This window comes from Haloferax sp. AS1, assembly GCF_014530665.1.
GTDB lineage: Archaea > Halobacteriota > Halobacteria > Halobacteriales > Haloferacaceae > Haloferax > Haloferax volcanii.
The window spans coordinates 314,720-333,963 of sequence record NZ_SPSA01000001.1 but is presented as its reverse complement, the minus strand read 5'-3'; the positions used below and the strand labels follow the sequence as shown (position 1 = coordinate 333,963).

At 67.7% G+C, this 19,244-nt stretch carries 19 protein-coding genes, 1 tRNA gene and 1 pseudogene; 13 read left to right on the top strand and 8 right to left on the bottom strand.

Annotated features, from left to right (window positions below; genetic code table 11):
• Positions 1 to 10: 10 nt before the first annotated feature.
• Positions 11 to 1,402: a hypothetical protein gene (locus E4P24_RS01755; protein WP_115860570.1), complete on the bottom strand. Its 1,392-nt coding sequence runs from the start codon at positions 1,400 to 1,402 to the stop codon at positions 11 to 13.
• A 146-nt stretch (positions 1,403 to 1,548) separates the two neighbouring features.
• Here E4P24_RS01755 and E4P24_RS01750 point away from each other — a divergent pair.
• The 4 genes and pseudogenes from E4P24_RS01750 (at position 1,549) to E4P24_RS01735 (ending at position 5,695) form a co-directional block, all read left to right on the top strand.
• A pseudogene (locus tag E4P24_RS01750) lies at positions 1,549 to 2,732 on the top strand (hypothetical protein).
• Positions 2,733 to 2,801: 69 nt separating this feature from the next.
• Positions 2,802 to 3,599 (top strand): electron transfer flavoprotein subunit beta/FixA family protein, encoded by a 798-nt coding sequence (locus E4P24_RS01745; RefSeq protein ID WP_115860572.1) that lies wholly within the window; start codon positions 2,802 to 2,804, stop codon positions 3,597 to 3,599.
• The gene (locus tag E4P24_RS01740; protein ID WP_115860574.1) at positions 3,596 to 4,549 is read left to right on the top strand and encodes an electron transfer flavoprotein subunit alpha/FixB family protein; all 954 of its coding nucleotides are present in this window, start codon (positions 3,596 to 3,598) and stop codon (positions 4,547 to 4,549) included. Before E4P24_RS01745 ends, E4P24_RS01740 begins: the two co-directional genes overlap by 4 nt.
• A gap of 303 nt (positions 4,550 to 4,852) precedes the next feature.
• Entirely contained in the window at positions 4,853 to 5,695 is an 843-nt protein-coding gene (locus E4P24_RS01735; RefSeq protein WP_004065397.1) for a polyprenyl synthetase family protein, read from the top strand.
• 39 nt (positions 5,696 to 5,734) lie between these two features.
• Here E4P24_RS01735 and E4P24_RS01730 read toward each other — a convergent pair whose 3' ends face one another.
• On the bottom strand, positions 5,735 to 6,868 hold the full coding sequence (locus tag E4P24_RS01730; RefSeq protein ID WP_004044621.1) for a DUF373 family protein: 1,134 nt from the start codon (positions 6,866 to 6,868) through the stop codon (positions 5,735 to 5,737).
• Positions 6,869 to 6,998: 130 nt separating this feature from the next.
• Positions 6,999 to 8,888, bottom strand: a complete 1,890-nt coding sequence (locus tag E4P24_RS01725) for a PAS domain S-box protein (protein WP_223173862.1) — start codon at positions 8,886 to 8,888, stop codon at positions 6,999 to 7,001.
• A gap of 107 nt (positions 8,889 to 8,995) precedes the next feature.
• Here E4P24_RS01725 and E4P24_RS01720 point away from each other — a divergent pair, with 107 nt between their 5' ends.
• Positions 8,996 to 9,991, top strand: coding sequence for a radical SAM protein (locus tag E4P24_RS01720; protein ID WP_013035304.1), 996 nt, complete (start codon positions 8,996 to 8,998; stop codon positions 9,989 to 9,991).
• Positions 9,992 to 10,039: 48 nt separating this feature from the next.
• On the opposite strand, the gene E4P24_RS01715 is transcribed toward E4P24_RS01720, so the two are convergent.
• Complete coding sequence (locus E4P24_RS01715; protein WP_188148019.1) at positions 10,040 to 10,726, bottom strand: hypothetical protein; 687 nt, start codon at positions 10,724 to 10,726, stop codon at positions 10,040 to 10,042.
• Between the two features lie 90 nt (positions 10,727 to 10,816).
• Between E4P24_RS01715 and E4P24_RS01710 the strand changes: the two genes are divergently transcribed.
• From E4P24_RS01710 to E4P24_RS01700, 3 genes are all read left to right on the top strand, one after another.
• The gene (locus E4P24_RS01710; RefSeq protein ID WP_004065411.1) at positions 10,817 to 11,299 is read left to right on the top strand and encodes a TRAM domain-containing protein; all 483 of its coding nucleotides are present in this window, start codon (positions 10,817 to 10,819) and stop codon (positions 11,297 to 11,299) included.
• A 76-nt stretch (positions 11,300 to 11,375) separates the two neighbouring features.
• Positions 11,376 to 11,870, top strand: coding sequence for a Tfx family DNA-binding protein (locus E4P24_RS01705; RefSeq protein WP_004044626.1), 495 nt, complete (start codon positions 11,376 to 11,378; stop codon positions 11,868 to 11,870).
• 111 nt (positions 11,871 to 11,981) lie between these two features.
• Positions 11,982 to 12,767 (top strand): SDR family oxidoreductase, encoded by a 786-nt coding sequence (locus E4P24_RS01700; protein ID WP_115802095.1) that lies wholly within the window; start codon positions 11,982 to 11,984, stop codon positions 12,765 to 12,767.
• A gap of 13 nt (positions 12,768 to 12,780) precedes the next feature.
• On the opposite strand, the gene E4P24_RS01695 is transcribed toward E4P24_RS01700, so the two are convergent.
• From E4P24_RS01695 to E4P24_RS01685, 3 genes are all read right to left on the bottom strand, one after another.
• Positions 12,781 to 13,428 carry a hypothetical protein gene (locus tag E4P24_RS01695; RefSeq protein WP_004044628.1) on the bottom strand — a complete coding sequence of 216 codons (648 nt, stop codon included), beginning with the start codon at positions 13,426 to 13,428 and terminating at the stop codon, positions 12,781 to 12,783.
• Positions 13,429 to 13,469: 41 nt separating this feature from the next.
• Positions 13,470 to 14,474, bottom strand: a complete 1,005-nt coding sequence (locus E4P24_RS01690; protein ID WP_115860578.1) for a mannose-1-phosphate guanylyltransferase — start codon at positions 14,472 to 14,474, stop codon at positions 13,470 to 13,472.
• A 66-nt stretch (positions 14,475 to 14,540) separates the two neighbouring features.
• Positions 14,541 to 14,822 carry a hypothetical protein gene (locus tag E4P24_RS01685; RefSeq protein ID WP_004065423.1) on the bottom strand — a complete coding sequence of 94 codons (282 nt, stop codon included), beginning with the start codon at positions 14,820 to 14,822 and terminating at the stop codon, positions 14,541 to 14,543.
• 168 nt (positions 14,823 to 14,990) lie between these two features.
• On the opposite strand from E4P24_RS01685, the gene E4P24_RS01680 reads away from it, so the two are divergent.
• The 3 genes from E4P24_RS01680 to E4P24_RS01670 all read left to right on the top strand — a co-directional run bounded on the left by E4P24_RS01680 (position 14,991) and on the right by E4P24_RS01670 (position 17,095).
• Positions 14,991 to 15,926: a hypothetical protein gene (locus tag E4P24_RS01680; protein ID WP_004065425.1), complete on the top strand. Its 936-nt coding sequence runs from the start codon at positions 14,991 to 14,993 to the stop codon at positions 15,924 to 15,926.
• Positions 15,927 to 16,517, top strand: a complete 591-nt coding sequence (locus E4P24_RS01675; protein WP_004969002.1) for an RPA family protein — start codon at positions 15,927 to 15,929, stop codon at positions 16,515 to 16,517. It abuts the gene before it with no gap.
• Positions 16,518 to 16,681: 164 nt separating this feature from the next.
• A complete protein-coding gene (locus E4P24_RS01670) occupies positions 16,682 to 17,095 on the top strand; it encodes a ribbon-helix-helix protein, CopG family (protein WP_004044633.1) in 414 nt (137 codons plus the stop codon).
• A 39-nt stretch (positions 17,096 to 17,134) separates the two neighbouring features.
• Here E4P24_RS01670 and E4P24_RS01665 read toward each other — a convergent pair whose 3' ends face one another.
• Positions 17,135 to 17,596 carry a DUF5814 domain-containing protein gene (locus tag E4P24_RS01665; RefSeq protein WP_144859988.1) on the bottom strand — a complete coding sequence of 154 codons (462 nt, stop codon included), beginning with the start codon at positions 17,594 to 17,596 and terminating at the stop codon, positions 17,135 to 17,137.
• Positions 17,597 to 17,746: 150 nt separating this feature from the next.
• On the opposite strand from E4P24_RS01665, the gene E4P24_RS01660 reads away from it, so the two are divergent.
• Both E4P24_RS01660 and E4P24_RS01655 read left to right on the top strand, forming a co-directional pair.
• A tRNA-His gene (locus E4P24_RS01660) sits at positions 17,747 to 17,819 on the top strand.
• Positions 17,820 to 18,404: 585 nt separating this feature from the next.
• Positions 18,405 to 19,229 carry a molybdopterin-binding protein gene (locus E4P24_RS01655; RefSeq protein ID WP_188148018.1) on the top strand — a complete coding sequence of 275 codons (825 nt, stop codon included), beginning with the start codon at positions 18,405 to 18,407 and terminating at the stop codon, positions 19,227 to 19,229.
• Positions 19,230 to 19,244: the final 15 nt, after the last annotated feature.

Here is a 19,244-nt window from a genome sequence, read left to right as displayed (position 1 = left end):
GAAGCTCCGGTCAGCCGACCGTCGGAGAACCGACCGTTGGCGAGTCGCCGGGTGCGCCCTGCGGGACCGTCCGGGAGGGGCCGGGCGACTCGGTCGATTCGGTCGGCGTCGACGTGACCGTCGGGGACGTGTCGTTTTCCGTGTCGGTTGGGTTCGCGGCGAGGGTGGGCGTGGGCGTCGGATCGGCCGTGAGCACGACCGCCGAGTTGCCCTTGATGACCGTGACGGTGTAGGGCGCTGACGGCGAGACGGTCCAGAGCGTCCCGTCGGAGCCGGTGTGACCCAACAGCGTGCTCTCCTGGCTGGCTTCGAGTCCAATCGTGACGTTCGCGTCGACCGGGTCGCCCGTCTCGCTTTCGTTCAACTGGATGCGGAGCGGTCCGCCGGGGTAGGTCCGGTCGACGGTGAGCGCCAGCCCGTCTCTGACCCCGGTGGCGGTGGCGGTGGTCGAAATCGACCTGAGGGGACGCGTCTGGGACTCCTTGAACACGCGTCCGCTTCCGGTGTCAACGTACGCCGTCAACTGCCCGTAGTTGTAGTTGATTCGCACGCGGTGGCTGTCGCCGGCACTGATGACGTTGGTCCCGTTCTGTGCGGTGCGGCTGGAGTAGATGGTCGGGTAGTTCTCCGCGACGATGTCGAGCGCCTCCTCGTAGGTGACCGTGCGCTGGTCGCGGTCGCGGAGGTCCGCGCGGTAGGCCTCGCGGACGTACTCGCCGTCGGCGACGACGCTGAGGACGACCCCGGTCTCGCTCGTCCGCACGGAGAACCGCGCGGCGTCGGCCTCGCCGGTCATGACCGCGACCGCGTGCGTCCGAACGGGGCCGGTGAACGTGTCGAGTTCGCGTTCGAGCGCCGCGAGCCGCCCGGAGCTAATCGAGAAGTCCGACGTTCGGCTCGTGACGTCACGGAGGGCGACGCGCCGCTCGTTGAGCGCCCGCGCCTCGGCGTCGATTCGCGCGAGTTCGATGAGGAGCTCTCGCGCGGTGAGGTTGTCGTCGTTGAACCGTTCGATGACGGAGCGCTGTGCGCTCTGGAGCGCGATTGCGCGCTGCTCGATGCCGTTTAGCTCGTCGAGGATGAGCTGTTGTCGGGTGCTGTCGTCGCTCGCGGACTCGATGCGCTCGAGAGACGCCCCCGTCTGAATCCGCCCGCCGGCCCTGAGCGCGGAGAAGTCGAGAGAGGGACCGAGGTCGACGTGGTGGGCTTCGACCGTCGACCGGACCAGCTCCGACGACGGGATATCGAGGACGTGAATCGTCTCGTTGGACGGCGACTCGACCTGTGCGTGGGTCGCCCCATCGAGCGCCGACGAGTGGGACGAGCCGTCGGTCGGACCGACCGCGCCGAGCACCGGCGACGCCACGAGGAGCATGACGACGACGAGTGGGAGGGCCTTCATCGCCGTGAGGGTACACGGGGGCAGTACTAAAATGACCCTCTTGCTGCTGTCGACGACGGCGACGGCGGGGGCGTCTCTCGACGGCGTCTGACGCTGTTGAATCGATGGAAAGCGTTTTCATCGCCGGACGAAACGGATTTACGTATATGCGGAGCGCCGCCCTCATCGTTGCCCTCCTCACCATCGTCGCCGGCGTCGCAGTCCCAGTGACGGCCACGGACGTGGCCGCGGCCGGCACGCAGAGCGCGGACGCGGTCGCCGGCGTTCCCGACACCGATGTCACCGATTCGAGCGCGGACGCGGACGAGACAGCGACGCTCGCGAAGCTCGGTCGCGGACCGCTCGCCGCCCAACAGACGACGCTCGAACGGTCACCGGAGACGGAAATCTCGATTCAACTACGCGCTGATCGCTCCGCGAACTGGCGGGTCGAGACGCGCTACGAGCTCGAGACGCAAAACGAGACCGCGGCGTTCGAGGAGTTCGCACGGGAGTACGAGCAGGGAACCGCCGACGCCGGTCCCGACGCGGCGTTCTTCGAACGCGTCAGTCAGACGGCCGCCGAGCAGACCGGCCGGTCGATGGCGGTTCAGAACGCGACGACGAGAGGCTACGTCGAAAACGAGACCGGCGTCCTCGTGTTGACGTTCACTTGGACCAACTTCCTCGAACAGACCGACGAGGGACTGCGTCTCGGTGACGCCTTGTCGGCCGATGACGACGGGACGTGGCTCACGTCGCTTCGGTCGAATCAGAACCTCACGATTCAGACGCCGCCGGGCTACGCCGTCAGCGACACGAACCTGCCGCTCGAAAACAACGCCCTCGTCGTCGAGGGACCACGGACTTTCGAATCGATTGACCAGTTGACCGTGACGTACGTCTCGACGGGCCCGGAACAGACGATTCCATGGACGCTCGTCGGCGGCGGCGCGGTCGTCCTCGCGGTGTTCGTGGCCGGCGTCGTCCTGTTCACGCGGCGGCGGCCGAGCGGGGCGGAGCCGGCCGGGGCGTCGGTGAGCTCCGAACCGCGACAGGAGCCGACGCCGGAGCCGACCGACGAGTCCGCACCGGACGACGACGACGGTGAGGAGCACGACGAGGTCGACGTCGACCTCGACCTGCTTTCGACGAGGAGCGGGTCGAACTCCTCTTGGAACGGAACGGCGGGCGGATGAAGCAGGCGAACATCGTCAAGGAGACCGGCTGGTCCGACGCCAAGGTCTCACAGCTCCTGTCGGCGATGGCCGACGAGGAGCGCGTCGAGAAGCTGCGTCTCGGCCGCGAGAACCTCATCTCGCTGCCCGACGAGGACGAAGACGAGGAGTAATCGGGCGACGGCGTCGCGGACGGCCGCGGTGCGAAAACGTTTATTCGCCCCGGTCGGTAGTGAACGTTGATGAAAATTCTCGTAACCGTCAAGGAGGTAGCCGAGGTCGAAGAGGACTTCGAACTCGACGGGCTCCGCGTGGCGGACCAGTACCTCGACTACGACCTCAACGAGTGGGACGAGTACGCGGTCGAGGAAGCCGTCCAAATCGCCGAGGAGAGCGACGACGACGTGGAGGTCGTCGCCGTCACCATCGGCCCCGAGCGGTCGGAAGAGACCATCCGCATGGCGCTCGCCAAGGGCGTCGACCGCGCGGTCCGCGTGTGGGACGACGCGCTCGACGGCGTGGACCTGCTCGACGTGGCCGCGAAGACGCGCCTCCTCTCGGCGGTCGTCGAAGACGAGGACCCCGACCTCGTCCTGACGGGCGTGCAGGCCAACGACGACAGCTTCGGCGCGACCGGCGTCTCGCTCGCCTCGGCAATCGGCTTCGAGTGGGCCGCGGTCGTGAACGCCCTCGACCTCGACGCCGACGGCGGCGTGGCGAACGTCCGTCGCGAACTCGAAGGCGGCGTGGAGGAACTCACCGAGGTCGACCTCCCCGCGGTCCTCACCATCCAGACCGGCATCAACGAGCCGCGCTACGCCAGCCTGCGCGGGATTCGACAGGCCCAGTCGAAGGAAATCAAGTCGCTCGCGCTCTCCGACCTCGGCCTCGACGCCGCGGCGGTCGAATCCGACCTCGTCCTGACCGACGTGTACGAGCCGGAGACAGAGTCCGACGCGACCTACTTCGAGGGTGACGCCGGGGAGCAGGCCGCCGACCTTGCGACCGTCCTCCGGGAAAAGGGGGTGGGCGCGCAATGAGCGACGTGCTCGCCGTCGTCGAGCACCGCCGCGGAAGCCTCCGCGACGTGTCGTTCGAACTCGTGACGGCCGGGAGCGACCTCGTCGGCGACACCGGCGGCGACCTCCACCTCGCGGTCATCGGCGGCGACGTGGACGCCTTCGCCGGGGAGCTCTCGCTCGCCGGCGTGGACGCGATTCACACCGTCGCCGAGGGCGACGAGTTCAACCACGACGTGACCGTGCAGGCCGTCGAAGCGCTCGCCGAGGAACTCGACCCCACGTACGTCCTCATGGGCAACACGGTCAACGGCCTGGACTACGCTCCCGCGGTCGCAGAGCGCCTCGACCGCCCGCTCGTGACCGACGCCATCGGCCTGGAGAACGACGGCGGTCTCGTCGTCACCCGCGAGATGTACGCCTCGAAGGTCGAATCGACCGTCGAAGTCGACGCCGACCGCGCCGCGGTCACCGTCCGCCCGGGCGAGTGGGACGCCACCGAGGAGCCGGGCGAGCCCGCCATCGAGGCGTTCTCGTTCGACCTCGATGAGTCTCGCGTGCGCTCGCGCGTGACCGGGTTCGAGGAAGTCGGCAGCGGCGACGTGGACATCGCCGACGCCGACGTACTCGTCTCCGTCGGCCGCGGCATCGAAGAGGAAGAGAACATCGAACTCGTACAGGAGCTCGCCGACGCGCTCGGCGCGACGCTGTCGTCGTCGCGGCCCATCGTCGACAACGGCTGGCTCCCGAAGGACCGGCAGGTCGGCCAGTCCGGGAAGGTCGTCACGCCGAAGTTCTACATCGCAGTCGGCATCTCCGGCGCGGTCCAGCACGTCGCCGGGATGAAGGGCGCCGAGAACATCGTCGCCATCAACACCGACCCCGACGCGCCCATCTTCGATATCGCTGACTACGGTATCGTCGGCGACCTCTTCGACGTGGTGCCGGAGCTCATCGAGCAGTTCGAATAGAACCTTTTGCGCTGCGGGCGGCCTGAGGCCGCCCTCGGCAAAATCTTCACCAAAAACGCTCCTCACTCACTCCAGCGCGGCAGGTCGCGCTTCCGTTCGCTCGTCGGTCCGCTCGCTCGGGTGCCCCCTCGCTCACGGCACAGGGCAGCGTGGACGAACGTGAAACGCCCAGCGTGAGAGAACGTGAAAGGGCACACAATCTCGACCTCGCTGACGGGTCAGGAACCGCCGACGGCGACCGCCTCCGCGCTCGGTTTTCGGAAATCCGGTACGTACTTCCCTACCCAACCCTACGAACCGACAATGGAATACCTGGAGCGCCGGGTCACGATGGTAAACGACCGCCTCGAGGAGGTCGTCTCGGCGGTCGAGCCGTCGGAGCTCGCCGACCAACTCGACCACGTCGCTCTCGCGGGGGGCAAGCGCGTCCGCCCCGCCGTGACCATCCTCGCCTGCGAGGCCGTCGGTGGCACCCCCGAAGACGCCGTCGACTTCGCGGTCGGCGTCGAACTCGTCCACAACGCCTCGCTCGTCGTCGACGACATCATCGACCGGTCCGACATCCGCCGCGGCACGCCGAGCGCGTGGGCCGAGTACGGCTACGGCCCGGCCATCATCGCCTCCGACGGCCTGCTCGGCGAGGCGTTCGCCCTCCTGTCGTCGTCCGACCGCGCCACCCGCATCGTCGCCGAATCGATGGTCGAACTCGGTGAGGGCGAGGCGACCGAACTGGTCGCGGTCCCCTCGAACGAAGCCGAGTACATGCAGCTCGCCCATCGCAAGACGGGCGCGCTGTTCCGCGCTGCGGCCGAACTCGGTGCAGTCGCCGCGGGCGGCGACGCCCACGTCGTCGAGGCGTTCGGTGACTACGCGGCCCGCGTCGGCGTCGCCTTCCAAATCCGCGACGACGTGCTCGACGCCACCGCGGACGCCGAGGAACTCGGGAAACCCACGGGACAGGACGCCGAGATGGGCCGGCCGTCGCTCGTGCAGGTGACCGACCTGACCCCCGAGGAAGCGAACCGCCGGGCCCGCAAGCAGGCCGACGAGGCGCTGTCGGCGCTGGACGACTCGGGCGTCGACGACTCGGAGCCGCTGGAGTATCTCCGCGACCTCGCGGAGTTCGTCATCGTCCGCGAGAGCTGAGGAGTCGAGAGGAAACACAGTCGGCGGGGGGAACGCCGATTACGCCGGTTGCTCGTTTTCGCCGTCGGAGCCGGTCGGGTAGCGCGACTCCGCCACCGCGAACGTGAGCGTGCTCAGCACGCCGAGGAGCGTGCCGACCGTGAGCGCGACGGCGAGCCCGGGGAGGTAGAACGTCTGGACGCCGACGACGCCCTCGGGGAGGAAAAACCCCGAGAGCGCGTACAGTACGATGGCGATGGCGAGCACGTAGAACGGCGCGTTGAGATAGCGCCACTTGAAGCGGTCGTGGAGGTACTCGTCCGTCACCTGCCCGAGGCTGCTGGTGATGCCGGCGGCGGCGAACCACTCGACCGCGCCGTGGACGAGCGTGGCGAGGACGAGCCCCGCCGGGGGGTCGCCCGCGACGCTCTCCGAGACGGTTTCGAGGAGTTCGACCCCGCGGACGCCGCCGACGACGAGGAGCGCCGCGGCGGCGACGTAGGTGATGATGGTGACGCGGCCGGCGTAGAGGACGTTCCGGGCGCGGTCGGCCGCCTCGTCGACCGCTGATTCGAGGCCGAGGCCCCGGAACAGCGTGTACAGGCCGAGCAGCGCCGAGATGAGGCCGAGAACGACCGCGCCGGGCACGTCGAAGAAGCTGGCGATGGTGACGAAGGGGTAGATGAGAAGCAGGATGCCGAGCGGGACGAGGATGGTCCCGCGGGTCTCGGGGTCGGCGAGCACCTGCTTCATCGTGTAGTACATCGATTCGAGGTTCTGGGCCTGCCTGACGACGACCCGGCGAACCCCGTCGATGGGGACGCGCGAGCGGATGACCGGCAGGACCGACTCGTCCTGTGCGCCGTCGGTGATGACGATGGCGTGGACGGGCTCGCCGGTCGAGAGGCTCGCGAGGACGGTGTCTATCTCGTCGCCGATGGCTCGGTTCGCCTTCACGTCGCTACCCTCCAACCCGGTGACCGCCGCGACTTCGACCTCCTCGTCCTCCGATTCGAGGAGTTCGTCGTGGACCTGAATGCCCTGAAAGAGGACGTTCACGTCGGAGTCCTCCGGGTCCGCGGTGGCCAGCGCCACCGCGGCGTCCTCGACGCGCTGTCGGCCGACGACGGGCGTCGACAGACCCGTCTTGCGGCCGAGGTCGTCGTCGAGGTCGACACAGAGGACCAAGAGCATCGTTGACTCCTATGCCACGGGGATATATCTGCTTTCGGGGGAGCGGTCGCGGTGGCGCGGTCCGTCGGTCTCACCGAGCGAGCGGTCGACCTCGGGCGCGCGGTCGCGACCCGCCCGTGAGCCGCGGCGCTCACTCCGCCGCGCCGGCCTCGCCGACGGGGTCGAAAAGCACCTCGAAGCGCGCGCCGGCCGCGCCGTCGACGATCCGAACCGCCCAGCCGTGGGAGTCGGCGATCTGCCGGACGATGCCGAGTCCGAGGCCGTTTCCGTCGCCGTCTTTGGTCGAAAAGCCGGCGTCGAAGACGCGGTCGCGAATCGACGCCGGGATGCCGGGCCCGTTGTCCTCGACGAAAAAGCCGCGGCGCGACGGAAGCGCGCCGACGCGAATCACGAGGCCCGTCGGCTCGTCGCCGCGGTCGGCCGCGCCGGCGCGGCCGTTTCGAGCGTGCTGAAGCGCGTTCCGAAACAGGTTCTCGAAGAGGCGCGTCGTCCGGCTCTCGTCGGCTTCGACCACCGGAAGCTCGCCGATTTCACAGCGGACGTGGTCGGCGTTCGACGAGCACATCTCCCAGCCGGTGGCCGCGGCGTCGGCCAGCGAGACCTCCATCGCGTCGAGGACGGAGCGCTCGTCGCGGGCGAGAGACAGCACGTCTTCGACCACGTCGGTGATGCGTCGGTGGGCGCGCTCGACGTGGTCGAGGTGGCTGTCGTCGTCGAGTTCGCGTGCGAGTTCGAGCCGGCCCTGTGCGACCGCCAGCGGGCCGCGGATGTCGTGCGAGAGGACGCGGGCGAAGGCGTCGAGCCGGGCGTTCTGCTGGGCGAGTTCGCGCTCGTGGCTGATGCGTTCCGTGAGGTCGGAAATCACGCCGAGGATGTTCGTCACGTCGCCGTTCTCACCGAGGAGCGGGACCGCGCGGGCGGTGGCCCAGTGGATACGCTCGCTCCCCTCGGGAACGAATCGGAACTCGTACTCGTACTGGTCGTCGACGGCACCGTCTCGGATGTCGACGAACATCTCGTCGATAGCCCGCGTCAGTTGGTCTCGGTCGTCGACGTGGATGAGGTCGAGGAACGAGTTCGGGTCATCGTAGAGAAGCGACACGTCGCGTCCCCAGACGCTCTCGAACTGGTCGTTGATGTAGACGATGTCGAACTCGGTGGGCTCCGAGATGAACACCATATCCGGGAGCGACGAGATGATTTGGCTGGTGAGACGCTCGGACCGTCTGAGGAGTCGTTCGGACTCCAGTCGGGCCGTGACGTCCATCGCGGTCCCGACGACGACCGGCTCGCCGTCGACCGTCGTCCGCTGACCGGTGATTTCCAGCGCGGTCAGCTCGTCGGCGTAATCACGGACGCGAACGGTGTACGACATCGATTCGACGCTGCCGTGGGACCTGTTTCGAAGGCTCTCTTCGACGATGGCGCGGTCTTCTTCGACGACGAACTCGGTGATGGGTCGGCCGACCACCTCGTCCGTGTCGTAGCCGAGCAAGTTCGAGAGATACTCGTTGACGAACGCGACCCGGCCGTCGCGTATCACGTACAGGCCGACGAGCGACTGCTCGGCGACGACGCGGAGCCACGCGTGCAGTTCGTCGAGTTCGGTCGACTGGCGGGCCGCGGCGACCGCCTTCGAGATGCGGTGGGCGAGCACCGCGATTTGAGCGTCGGTCGGTCGCTTGTCGACCACGTCGGCGACGCCGGCGGCGACCGCCTCGCGGACCGTCTCCTCGGAGTCGAGCCGGGTGAACAGAATCACGGGCGGCGGGTTCGGCAGCTCGCGGACGCGAAGGAGCGCGTCGAGACCGCCGGTGCCGTCGAATTCGAACTCGGTGACGATACAGTCGAACGGCGACTCGGCGTGCGCGTCGACCGCCGCGGTCGGCGCGTCGACCGCCGCGACATCGAGGCGGTCACAGCCGCTGAGCGCCGACATCGTGTCCGCGGCGGACTCGGTGTCGTCGACGAGGAGCACCCGTACCGGGCCCTCAGCACGAACGACGGAACCGAGAGACATGGCGTGTTGTCAGTCACAGACAATAATAATCGTACCGGCGAGCGGGAGGTGCTCCGGGCGAAGTCGGACGCCTTTTGACGATGCACCAAGTATGGTTCCGTAATCGAATGATCTCGAAGGGATGCGAACAGTGCGCCATGGGCGGGAAGATGGTGCTGTTCGTCTACGGGTACTGCGACCAGCGCGATTGTTTCTACTGCCCGCTCGGCGAGAATCGCAAGAACGTCACCGACGTGTACGCCAACGAGCGGAAAGTCGAGTCCGACGCCGACGTCATCGAGGAGGCGAAACGCATGGACGCGCTCGGGTCGTCCATCACCGGCGGCGAACCGCAGGAGGCGCTCGACAAGACCTGCCGATACATCTCGCTTCTCAAAGACGAGTTCGGTGAGGACCACCACATCCACCTCTATACGGGAATCACTGGCGGCCGCGAGAACATGCGCCGCCTCGCTGAGGCCGGCCTCGACGAGATTCGGTTCCACCCGCCGCTCGAACTCTGGGGCGACATGCACGGCACCGAATGGGAAGATATCCTCTACATCGCCCGCGAAGAAGGCCTCACCCCGGCGTTCGAGATTCCGGGCATCCGCGCGGAACCGGAGTTCCTCGACTTCCTCGACGAGGGGGCCGCGGAGTTCTGCAACATCAACGAGTTCGAGATGTCCGACGGGAACTACCGCCGGATGCAGGAGAAGGGCTACGAACTGCAAGACGGCCACATGTCGGCGGTCGACGGCTCGAAGGAGGCCATCCTCGACGAGATGGGCGACCACGAGCGCGTCTACTTCTGTACCTCCGTGTTCAAGGACGCCGCCCAGCACAGAAATCGCCTGAAGCGCATGGCCCGCAACCTCCGCCGCCCCTTCGACGAGGTGACGGACGACGGCACGCTCGTCTACGGCAAGACCTACACCCCCGCCGAGCGCTTCATCGAACTCGGCGTCCCCGACGAGTTTTACAGCATCAAGTCGAACCACGTCGAGGTCGCGTGGTGGCTCCTCGAAGAGATGATCGAAGACGGCGACGTCGACGACGGCGAAATCGTCGAGCAGTACCCGACCTACGATGGCACGGTGGTCGAGCGGACGCCGCTGGCCTGAGTTCGGCGTTCTTTTTGGTCCAGATTTTTGCGGAGTTTCACGCGCCCGCTACGACCGAAAGCGATGGGGTTGTCCCCGGTTTCTCGCGAGCGCGACGGACAGACTCGGCGTGAGCGCCGCGGCGACAGCCGCGGCCGTGGTCGGCCCGAGAGGGAGACCCGTCGCGACGCCGGCGGCCGCGACCGCGACGCCGACGAACACGCCCGCGGCGATGCCGGCGCGCTGTTGGCGGTGTGTCGGCCTGAATCCGCGGGCGTCGGCGTAGAGCGCGCCCGAGAGTCCGAGAACGAACCCGAGGAGCGCGCTCGTCGTCCCGAGGCGCGGGGCGAGCGCGAGAAACGCCGCGCCGACGACCGCACAGCAGGCGAGCGACTGGACCGGCGACAGCGGGTTCACGTCCGCGCCGAACCGGACCGCGTAGGCGACGGGCGGAAGCGACACCACGACGGCGGCGAACACGCCGTCGAGCGGTTCGACCGTCGCGCGTTCGAGGACGGCGGCCGCCGCGGTCAGGAGGCCGATGGCTACGCCGAGGCCGAGGACGACCCGCGGCGGCAGCGCCTCAGAGGGGTCTTCGGACCGGAGGACGCCGAAGGCGGCGAAGGGGTAACAGACGGCGGCACCGAACAGGAGCGGGCGAAACAGCGCGCCCGAAAGAACCGCCGCGGAGACGGTCGCAGAGAGGCCGAGGAAGACGCCGATAAGGAGTGCGAACTCGGGGACGCGTTCTGCCATACCGCGGGGTTCGAGCGCGCGAGGGAAAGCGTTTCGGCGGGCGACGGGCTACCCGCAAGCGTTTAGAGTGCCCCTAGTGTACCTCCCCGCATGTCCGACTGTCCACTCGCGGACGACTGCCCGAGCTTCTCAGAACGAATCGCGGGCATGGGGTGCCAGTACTACGGCGACCGCGGCGGCGCGGAGTGGTGCGACCACTACGAGCGCCCCATCTCCGAGCTCAAACAGCAGCCCGTCAAGCCGGGGGAGGAGGTCATCGTCACCGTCGAGGACATCCACGAGAGCGGTGCCGGCGTCGGGCGGACCGAAGACGGCTTCATCGTCTTCGTGGACGGGCTCCTGCCGGACGCGCGCGCCATCGTCCGCATCGACCGGGTGAAGGGGAGCCACGCCCGCGCGAAGAAAGTCGTCGAGCGCCTGCCACTCGACCCCGAAGCCGAGGGGGACGAGGCGGGAGAGACGAGCGGGGCGGGCGAGTCAACCGGGGCGGACGCCAAATCGAAGGGAAGCGGTCGCGACGGTCCGAAGCGCCCCGAGGCGCTCGGCAGCCGAGACAACTTCTGGGGCGAGTAACGCCGAGTCGGCGGCGGCGTCCCGTGGACAGTCAGCCTGCTGTATCTTTTTTCACCCCCGAGACCTACCCCGAGGTATGAGCGACGCCGGACGCGACGACGAGACGGTCCCCGACGTAGACCAACTGCTCGACAGAGCGGGGTTCGACCCGGAGACGAGCGTCCTCACGCGACGGCAGGCGGAGGTGCTCGCGCTGCGCGAGCGTGGGGTCCGCCAGTCGACCATCGCCGACTTCCTCGGCACCTCGCGCGCGAACGTCTCCAGCATCGAAGCCAGCGCCCGCGCCAACGTCGAGAAGGCCCGCGAGACGGTGACGTTCGTGGACGCGCTCACCGCGCCGGTCCGCGTCGAGGTCCCGACCGGAAGCGACCTCTACGACGTGCCCAAGCAGGTGTACGACGCCTGCGACGAGGCGGGCGTGAAGGTGAACCAGACCGCGCCGGACCTGATGAAAATCGTCTCCGACGCCGCCGGCGACGCGGTGGAGGGACGTGAAATCAAAGAACAGCTGTTCGTCGGCGTCACGAGCGACGGCCGGGTTCGCGTCCGCCGGCACGCCGACGGCGTCTGAGCCCGTACAGCGCGCAGCCGACCGCACCGACCCGCCGTTCTGACGGCCCGATTCGCCACACGTCGTGCCGCGAGGCCCACGCTTTTGCTCGCGGCGGTCGTCGCCCCGGACATGGAACTCGGACTCGACGGCGACACGGTCGTCGTCACGGCGAGTTCGGCCGGTCTCGGGCGCGCGAGCGCCGCGGCGCTGGCCGACGAAGGAGCGAACGTCGTCGTCTGCGGGCGCGACCCCGAGCGCCTCGCGGCGACCGAATCGGAGCTTGGCGACCTCGACGGCGACGTGCTCGGCGTCGAGACCGACATCACGAACAAGGGAGACGTGGAGGCGCTAGTCGAGGCTGCCGTCGAGGAGTTCGGCGGCGTCGACCACGTCGTCACCTCGGCCGGCGGCGTGCCGCCGGGCGGCTTCGCTGACCTGACCGAACAGGAGTGGTACGGCGCGTTCGACATGCTCGTCATGAGCGCCGTCTGGACCGTGCGGGCGGCGCGGCCGCACCTCGAAGCGAGCGACGCGGGGACGATTACCTGCATCACCTCCACGTCGGTCAAGGAGGTCATCGACGACCTCATCCTCTCGAACGCGGTCCGCCGCGGCGTCATCGGCCTCGTGAAGTCGCTGTCGCGCGAACTCGCGCCGGGCGTGCGGGTGAACGCGGTCCTGCCGGGCGCACACGAGACGAGTCGCATCGAGGAACTGGTCGAGGCGGCCGTCGAGCGCGGCGACCACGACACGTACGAAGAAGGCCTCGACTCGTGGTCCGACGGGATTCCGCTGGGCCGCGTCGGTGATCCGCGCGAACTCGGCGACGTGGTCGCGTTCCTCGCCAGCGACCGCGCGAGCTTCGTCACCGGGGCGTGTGTCCCGGTCGACGGCGGGCGGCTGCGGAGCGCCTGAGCCGCCCCGCCGGTCACGGCGCAATTTTTGAGGGAGACACCGACGCCGCCACGCCCCGGTGGACCCGCGACCTGAGCGCGAGGTGCGAGAGTCCCACGAGGAGCAGGCCGGCGAAGTACACGAGAAGCGCCGCGCCGACGAGGTCGGCGTTTAGGTCGATGCCGACGACCGACGGGACGGTGCCGCCGTAGCGCTCCCACGCCACGGGGCGCGTCGAAATGACGGCGAAACAGCCGTACGCGACGACGCCGAGCGCGAGCTGAAACAGGTGCGGAACGTCGGCCAGCGCGAGCCATCGTCCCCTCCCGCGCTCGTCGCCGAAGACGCCGCCGCGGACGCGTTCGTGTCTGAACGGGGAGTCCGACGACCCCGCGAGCGCCGCCTCGATGACGGCGAGATGCTTCGCCACGAAGAGCATCTGGTTGTGAGTGAGAATCACCTCGACGAACACGAGACCGATGAGAATCGGAACCATCCCGAGATACACGAGGTGGCCGGCGTAGAGCGCGTAGCCGATGACGGCGGCGATGGCGGCCATCAGCCCCTGAATCCGCCTGCTCTGTTGGTCGATGAGGTCCTGTTTTTCGCTCTGGAGACACTCGTACTGCGTCAGTAACTGCTCGACGCGCTGTCGTCGGTTCGGGAGGTGCCTGTCGCCCATACTGTCAATCAGGCTGAACTACGCGACGAAGAACCGTTCGGTCAGAACATCTCTTTCCGCTTCAGCCGCGACACCACCTCGCGAACTTTCTGCGCCTCCTCTTTCGGGACGACGAGCACCCGGTCGTCCCACGCGACGACCGCGAGGTCGGAGACGCCGACGAGCGAGACGGTCGCGCCGTCGGTGGCGACGACGTTGTCCGCGGCGTCGACGAACACCGGGTCGTCCCCGAGCGCGACGTTGCCGTTCTCGTCGGCGTCGACGATGCGTTCGAGGGCGTCCCACGAGCCGAGGTCGTCCCACTCGAAATCGGCCGGGACGACCGCCGCGTCGGCGGCGCGCTCCATCACCGCGTAGTCGATGCTGACGCCTTCGACCGCCGCGAAGCCGGCGTCCGCGTCGCCGTCGTCGAGGGCGTCGAGGAGGGGGGAAAGCGGCGAGTCGCGCGCGGCGGAAAACAGCGCTTCGGGCGTCCACGCGAACATCCCGGCGTTCCAGAGGTAGCCCTGGTCGACGTAGCGGGCGGCCGTCTCGGCGTCCGGTTTCTCGTGGAACGCGGCGAGGTCGCGGGCGTCGCCGCGGTCCGCGCCGGGTTCGATGTAGCCGTAGCCGGTCTCCGGGCGAGTGGGTTCGACGCCGAAGGCGACGAGGGAGTCGGTGTCGGCGGCGACGCGCGCCCCGCTGGTCATCGCCTCGGCGAAGCCGTCGCCGACGTGGTGGTCGCTCGGGAGGACGACCACGACCGGGTCGTCGTACGATGCGGCGATGCGGTGGGTCGCGTAGACGAGCGCCGGGCCGGTGTCCTTGGCCGCGGGCTCGACCACGACCTCGGCGTCGGGCGCGTGGTCAGCGATGTCGTCGGCGAACGCGGGACGCGTCGAGACGACGACGTGGTCAGCGAAGTCGGCGCGGGCGACGGTCTCCGCGAGCAGCGAGCGGTCGCCGCCGAGCGGGAGGAACTGCTTGGGCCGGTCGCTCCGGCTCGCGGGGTACAGGCGGGTGCCGGTGCCGCCGGCGAGGACGAGCGCGACGAGTGGGCGGTCCATACGGGCCGGTGGTGCCACAGCCTCAAAACCGTACCACGTCGCGGTCGGCTCGCTCCCCCGCGTCGCCTACCACGTCTCGACCATCCCCTCGCGGATGTCCTCGACGCAGCCCTGGCAGTCGGGGTGGTCGGGGTCGAAGCAGGCGGGCCGGCCCTTCCCGTCAACGGCGACGGCGCGGCGCTCGGCGTGGCGGCGACAGACGAGCTTCGCGCGGCCCTCGGCGTCCCGCGGGAGCGAGTTCGCCGGGGCCGAGTCACGACCGTCTCGGTAGGCGCGCTTGGCCTCCTCGTAGCGCTTGCCGGCCGAGCGGGCGGCGCTGCGGATGATGCTTTCGAGGCGGTCGTCCATGGTGTCGAATGCGTCCCCGTGGCTATCAATTCCTCGCTCGGTGCGACGGTTCCGGCGCGCTCTCCGGCGTGACGTTCACTTTCACTCCGGCTCAGACATTTTTATATGAATACGCATCCAACCTCGATATGCCTCCCAATGGAAACCAAGGTGGAGGCGAGGTAGACCATGACTGATTTGCGAACCCATGCGGCTGAGATAGCCGACCAGTTCTCGGACCACTTAGACGTGTCCGCGGACGAAGTCGAAGAACGATTAGAGAGCCTCGTCAGCGAGTACCGCGTCCCCGTCGACGAAGCGCGGCGGAGCGTCGTCAACAGTTACCTCGACGAGGCCGGCATCGAGCGCGACGAGCTCGCCGGCGGCGCCGGCGGGAACGAACAGACCCTGCTCAACGACATCGACCAAGACGAGCAGTGGGTCGACGTCCGCGCGAAGGTCGTCGAACTCTGGGAACCCCGGAGCGAGTCCGTCGCGCAGGTCGGCCTGCTCGGCGACGACTCCGGGCGGATGAAGTTCATCGCCTTCACCACGTCCGAACTCCCCGAACTCGAAGAGGGGAAGTCGTACGCGCTCGGCAACGTCGTCACCGACGAGTACCAGGGCAACTTCTCCGTGAAGCTCAACCGGACGACGAGCATCACCGAACTCGACGAGGAAATCGAAGTCGGCGACGACTCGACCAGCGTCGAGGGCGCGCTCGTGGACATCCAGTCCGGAAGCGGCCTCATCAAGCGCTGTCCCGAGGAGGGCTGTACGCGCGTCCTCCAGAACGGGCGCTGTTCCGAACACGGCAGCGTCGAAGGCGAGTTCGACCTCCGAATCAAGGCCGTCGTCGACGACGGCGACGAGGTCCACGAAGTCATCTTCAACAGAGAGATGACGGAGGAGCTGACCGGTATCGAACTGGACGAGGCGAAGCAGATGGCCATGGACGCCCTCGACACCACCATCGTCGAAGAGGAGATGCGCGGTGACCTCGTGGGGTTCTACTACCGCGTCACCGGCCCGACGCTGGGCCGGTACGTGCTCGCCAACGAAGTCGAGCGGCTGCGCGAGCCGGCGGACGCAGAAGAACTGCTCATCAAAGCGAGGTCGATGTAAATGAGTTCCAACGAAATCCCCACCCGAGAGGTCGCCCGGCGCGTCTTCGCACAGGAGTTCAATGACGCCGGTTACACGTTCAAAGAGTCGGACGACGAGCGCGCGCCCGTCTATCTGCTGCTCCCGACGGGAGAGAGCGCCAACCGCGTCTTCCTCGTCGGCACGCTGACCGAGAAGGAAGACGTCGGCGAGGACAACGAGTACTGGCGCGGTCGCATCGTCGACCCGACGGGGACGTTCTTCGTCTACGCCGGCCAGTACCAGCCCGAGGCCGCCAGCGCGCTGCGCGACCTCGACGCGCCCGCCTACGTCGCGGTCGTCGGCAAGCCGCGGACCTACGAGACCGACGACGGCAGCATCAACGTCTCCGTCCGCCCCGAGTCCATCACCGAGGTCGACGCGGCCACGCGCGACCGCTGGGTGACGGAGACCGCGGACAAGACGCTCGACCGCATCGCGGCGTTCGACGACGAGGGCGACGAGTACGCGCGGATGGCCCGCGAGCACTACGACCTCGACCCCGAGGAGTACAAGCGCGCCGCCATCGCCGCGCTCGAAAGCCTCGAACAGGCCGACGAACTGAGCGCGTAAGCGGGCGTCTCGCTCCGTTTCGTGCGCGTCGGCCTGAACGCCGACCGAACACAACCGACGGCCGAGTTCCACCGTCACACGCCCCTTTTTGCGACGAATCACGACGCCCGGGACCCCTCGTCTGACGAACCATTAAGTGGCCTCACCACGGACCGACCAATATCATGGGCAACAAGAACAAGACCATCTCGTTTCGCGTCAACGAGGACGCGTTCGAGACCCTTCGGGAGATAGCCGAGGAGCGGGACATCTCCCTGTCCGCCGTCTTCCGCGACTACGTGGACACGTTAGTTGCCCACGACGGTCAGGTGCAGGTCGTCCCCAAACACGAACTCGAAAAGCTGCGCGAGGGCGAAGACGAGTCGTTCCCGCCGACCGTGGAGGTTCCCAAGAGCTTCATCCGCGAGCACGAACGCCTCGAACTGGAGGCCGAACACCTCCGCGAGCAACTCGAAGAGCACAAAGGCTACGTGAACTACCTGCGCGAGCAGGTCGAAAACGACCACGACGACGTGGAGGAGGTCATCCAACTGGAAGACCTCGATACGGGCGACGAGCCGTCGTTCCGCCTCGGCTAAGCGTCGTCGTCTCCGCCGCGGCGTCCGCGCCCACCGATTTCAGCGAGGACCGACGAGGTCCTGCTTCGCCCGCCGCGCCTCGTTCTGCATCTCTCTGTCTCCTTCCACGTCCGCGAGCGCCTCGACCGATTCGAGCGTCCGGACCGAGTCGTCGAGGAACGAAAGCACGTCGCCGGGGTAGGCGTACACCATGTAGTCGTCGCTCATCACGTCCACGATGGCGTCGGGGCCGAGGCCCTGCGCGCGGAGTTCCAGCAGGTACTCGATGAACTGGCGCTCGGGGTAGCCGGTGTAGATGTCGTCCGAATTCTCGCAGTCGAGGAAGTCCTGCGCGAAGTCGAGCAGGCGGTCGCGGGTGGCGTCGTCCACCTTGGCGAGGCCCTCGCCGGAGTAGAGGATTTCGAGGGTCGCACCGCTGAAGACGCGCTTGGGGATGTTCGTATCCAGTTGCGAGACGATTTGGCGGTGGTTTTTGAGATAGATCTTGTCGGTGATAGCCACTGCTACCCGGGAGTTCGGGCCACCGCGGCAAAAGCGTCCCGCTCGCCGTCGCGGAGTGGTCGATGGGGGCGACCTCTGTTACGTACTGTCATTCCGGGACCGTAGCGTAACGTATTTTAGTCGTAGCGAATTAGGAAGGGTTGCAACGTGTCCGGGTTGGGGTAGTGGACTATCCTTCAGCCTTGTGGAGGCTGAGACGCGGGTTCAATTCTCGCACCTGGACCTTCTTCACATTCTCACTCTTTCGAGCGTGTGCTCGCGCCAGCGAGCACCGCGAGTACCATGGAGAATGTGCGAAGTCGAACCCGAGAGAATTGAACCGGGGAGCGATGCGAACGGAGTGAGCAGAGCGACCGGGGTTCACGCGAGTGAAACGAGCGTGAATACGTGAGGTGGAACCTCACGGCGTTCAATTCTCGCACCTGGACCTCTTCTTTACATCTCGACCGGTGAGCGCCGCAATCGAAACAGGAGCATCTCGAACCGCCCGCCAGACCCAAGTGCGTCACACACTAACATTCATCACGGGATGAGCACCCAACTCCGCGCGGACGACTCGGTGTTCGACCGCATCCGCGACGCGATACTCAACCGCGGCGACCCGGAGGACAACGAAGACCCCGTCGGCCCAACAGTTCCGACGGGCTAATCGGTCGGTCCACGAGGTCGTCGTCGGTCCACCTCGCTTTTCGGCGCTCGAACCGTCGGGCGCGACCAGTTCCGAAGCGGCGGTATGGCCGTCGTCGACAACGCGAAGGGAACGCCGGAAACGGGCAGGTCTTTCGTCTGGAAGTACTAGCACTCGGCCATGCAAATCGCCATCCTCACCGTCGGCAACGAACTGCTCGCGGGAGACATCGAGAACACGAACGCGACGTGGTTAGCCCGGCGGCTCACCGAGGGTGGGGCGACGGTGGCGCGGATTCAGACGGTTCCCGACGACCACGGAGTCATCGCCGAGACGGTCGCTGACTGGGCGGCCGTCTTCGACGCGGTCCTCGTCACGGGCGGCCTCGGCGGGACGCCGGACGACATCACGATGGAGGCCGTCGCCGCCGGTCTCGACCGGGCGTTCGTCGTCAACGAGGAGGCCGCGGCGCAGGTCGAATCGACCATCGCGGCGATTCTCGAACGCCGGCCGGACATCGACTTCGACCTCGAACCGGAGTGGTACGCCTCGATGCCCGCCGACGCCGAGGTGCTCCCGAACGAGGAGGGGCTCGCGCCCGGCTGTCGGGCGGGGAACGTCTACGTCTTGCCGGGCATCCCCACGGAGATGAAGCCGATGTTCGAGTCCATCGCCGAGCGGTTCGCCGGCGACGTTCGGTCGCGGGTGGTCTACGCCGACGCGCCCGAGGGAGCCGTCGCCCGCGAACTCGGGGAGGTCACAGAGCGCTTCGGCGTCGGCGTCGGGAGCTACCCCAACAGCGGCGGGCCGACGCGAGTCAAACTCACCGGCGGCGACCCGGCGGCGCTCGACGAGGCGATGGCGTGGTTCCGGTCGAACGCGACGGTCGACCTCTACGAGAGCGAAGCGGCGGTCGAGGCGGCGCGCGAAGCGGAGACGGACGGCGAAGAACGAAGTCAAATCGGCCGCGACGACGGACGGTTGGGCAGCCGCGACGGCGAGTAATCTAGCCAGCGAGCG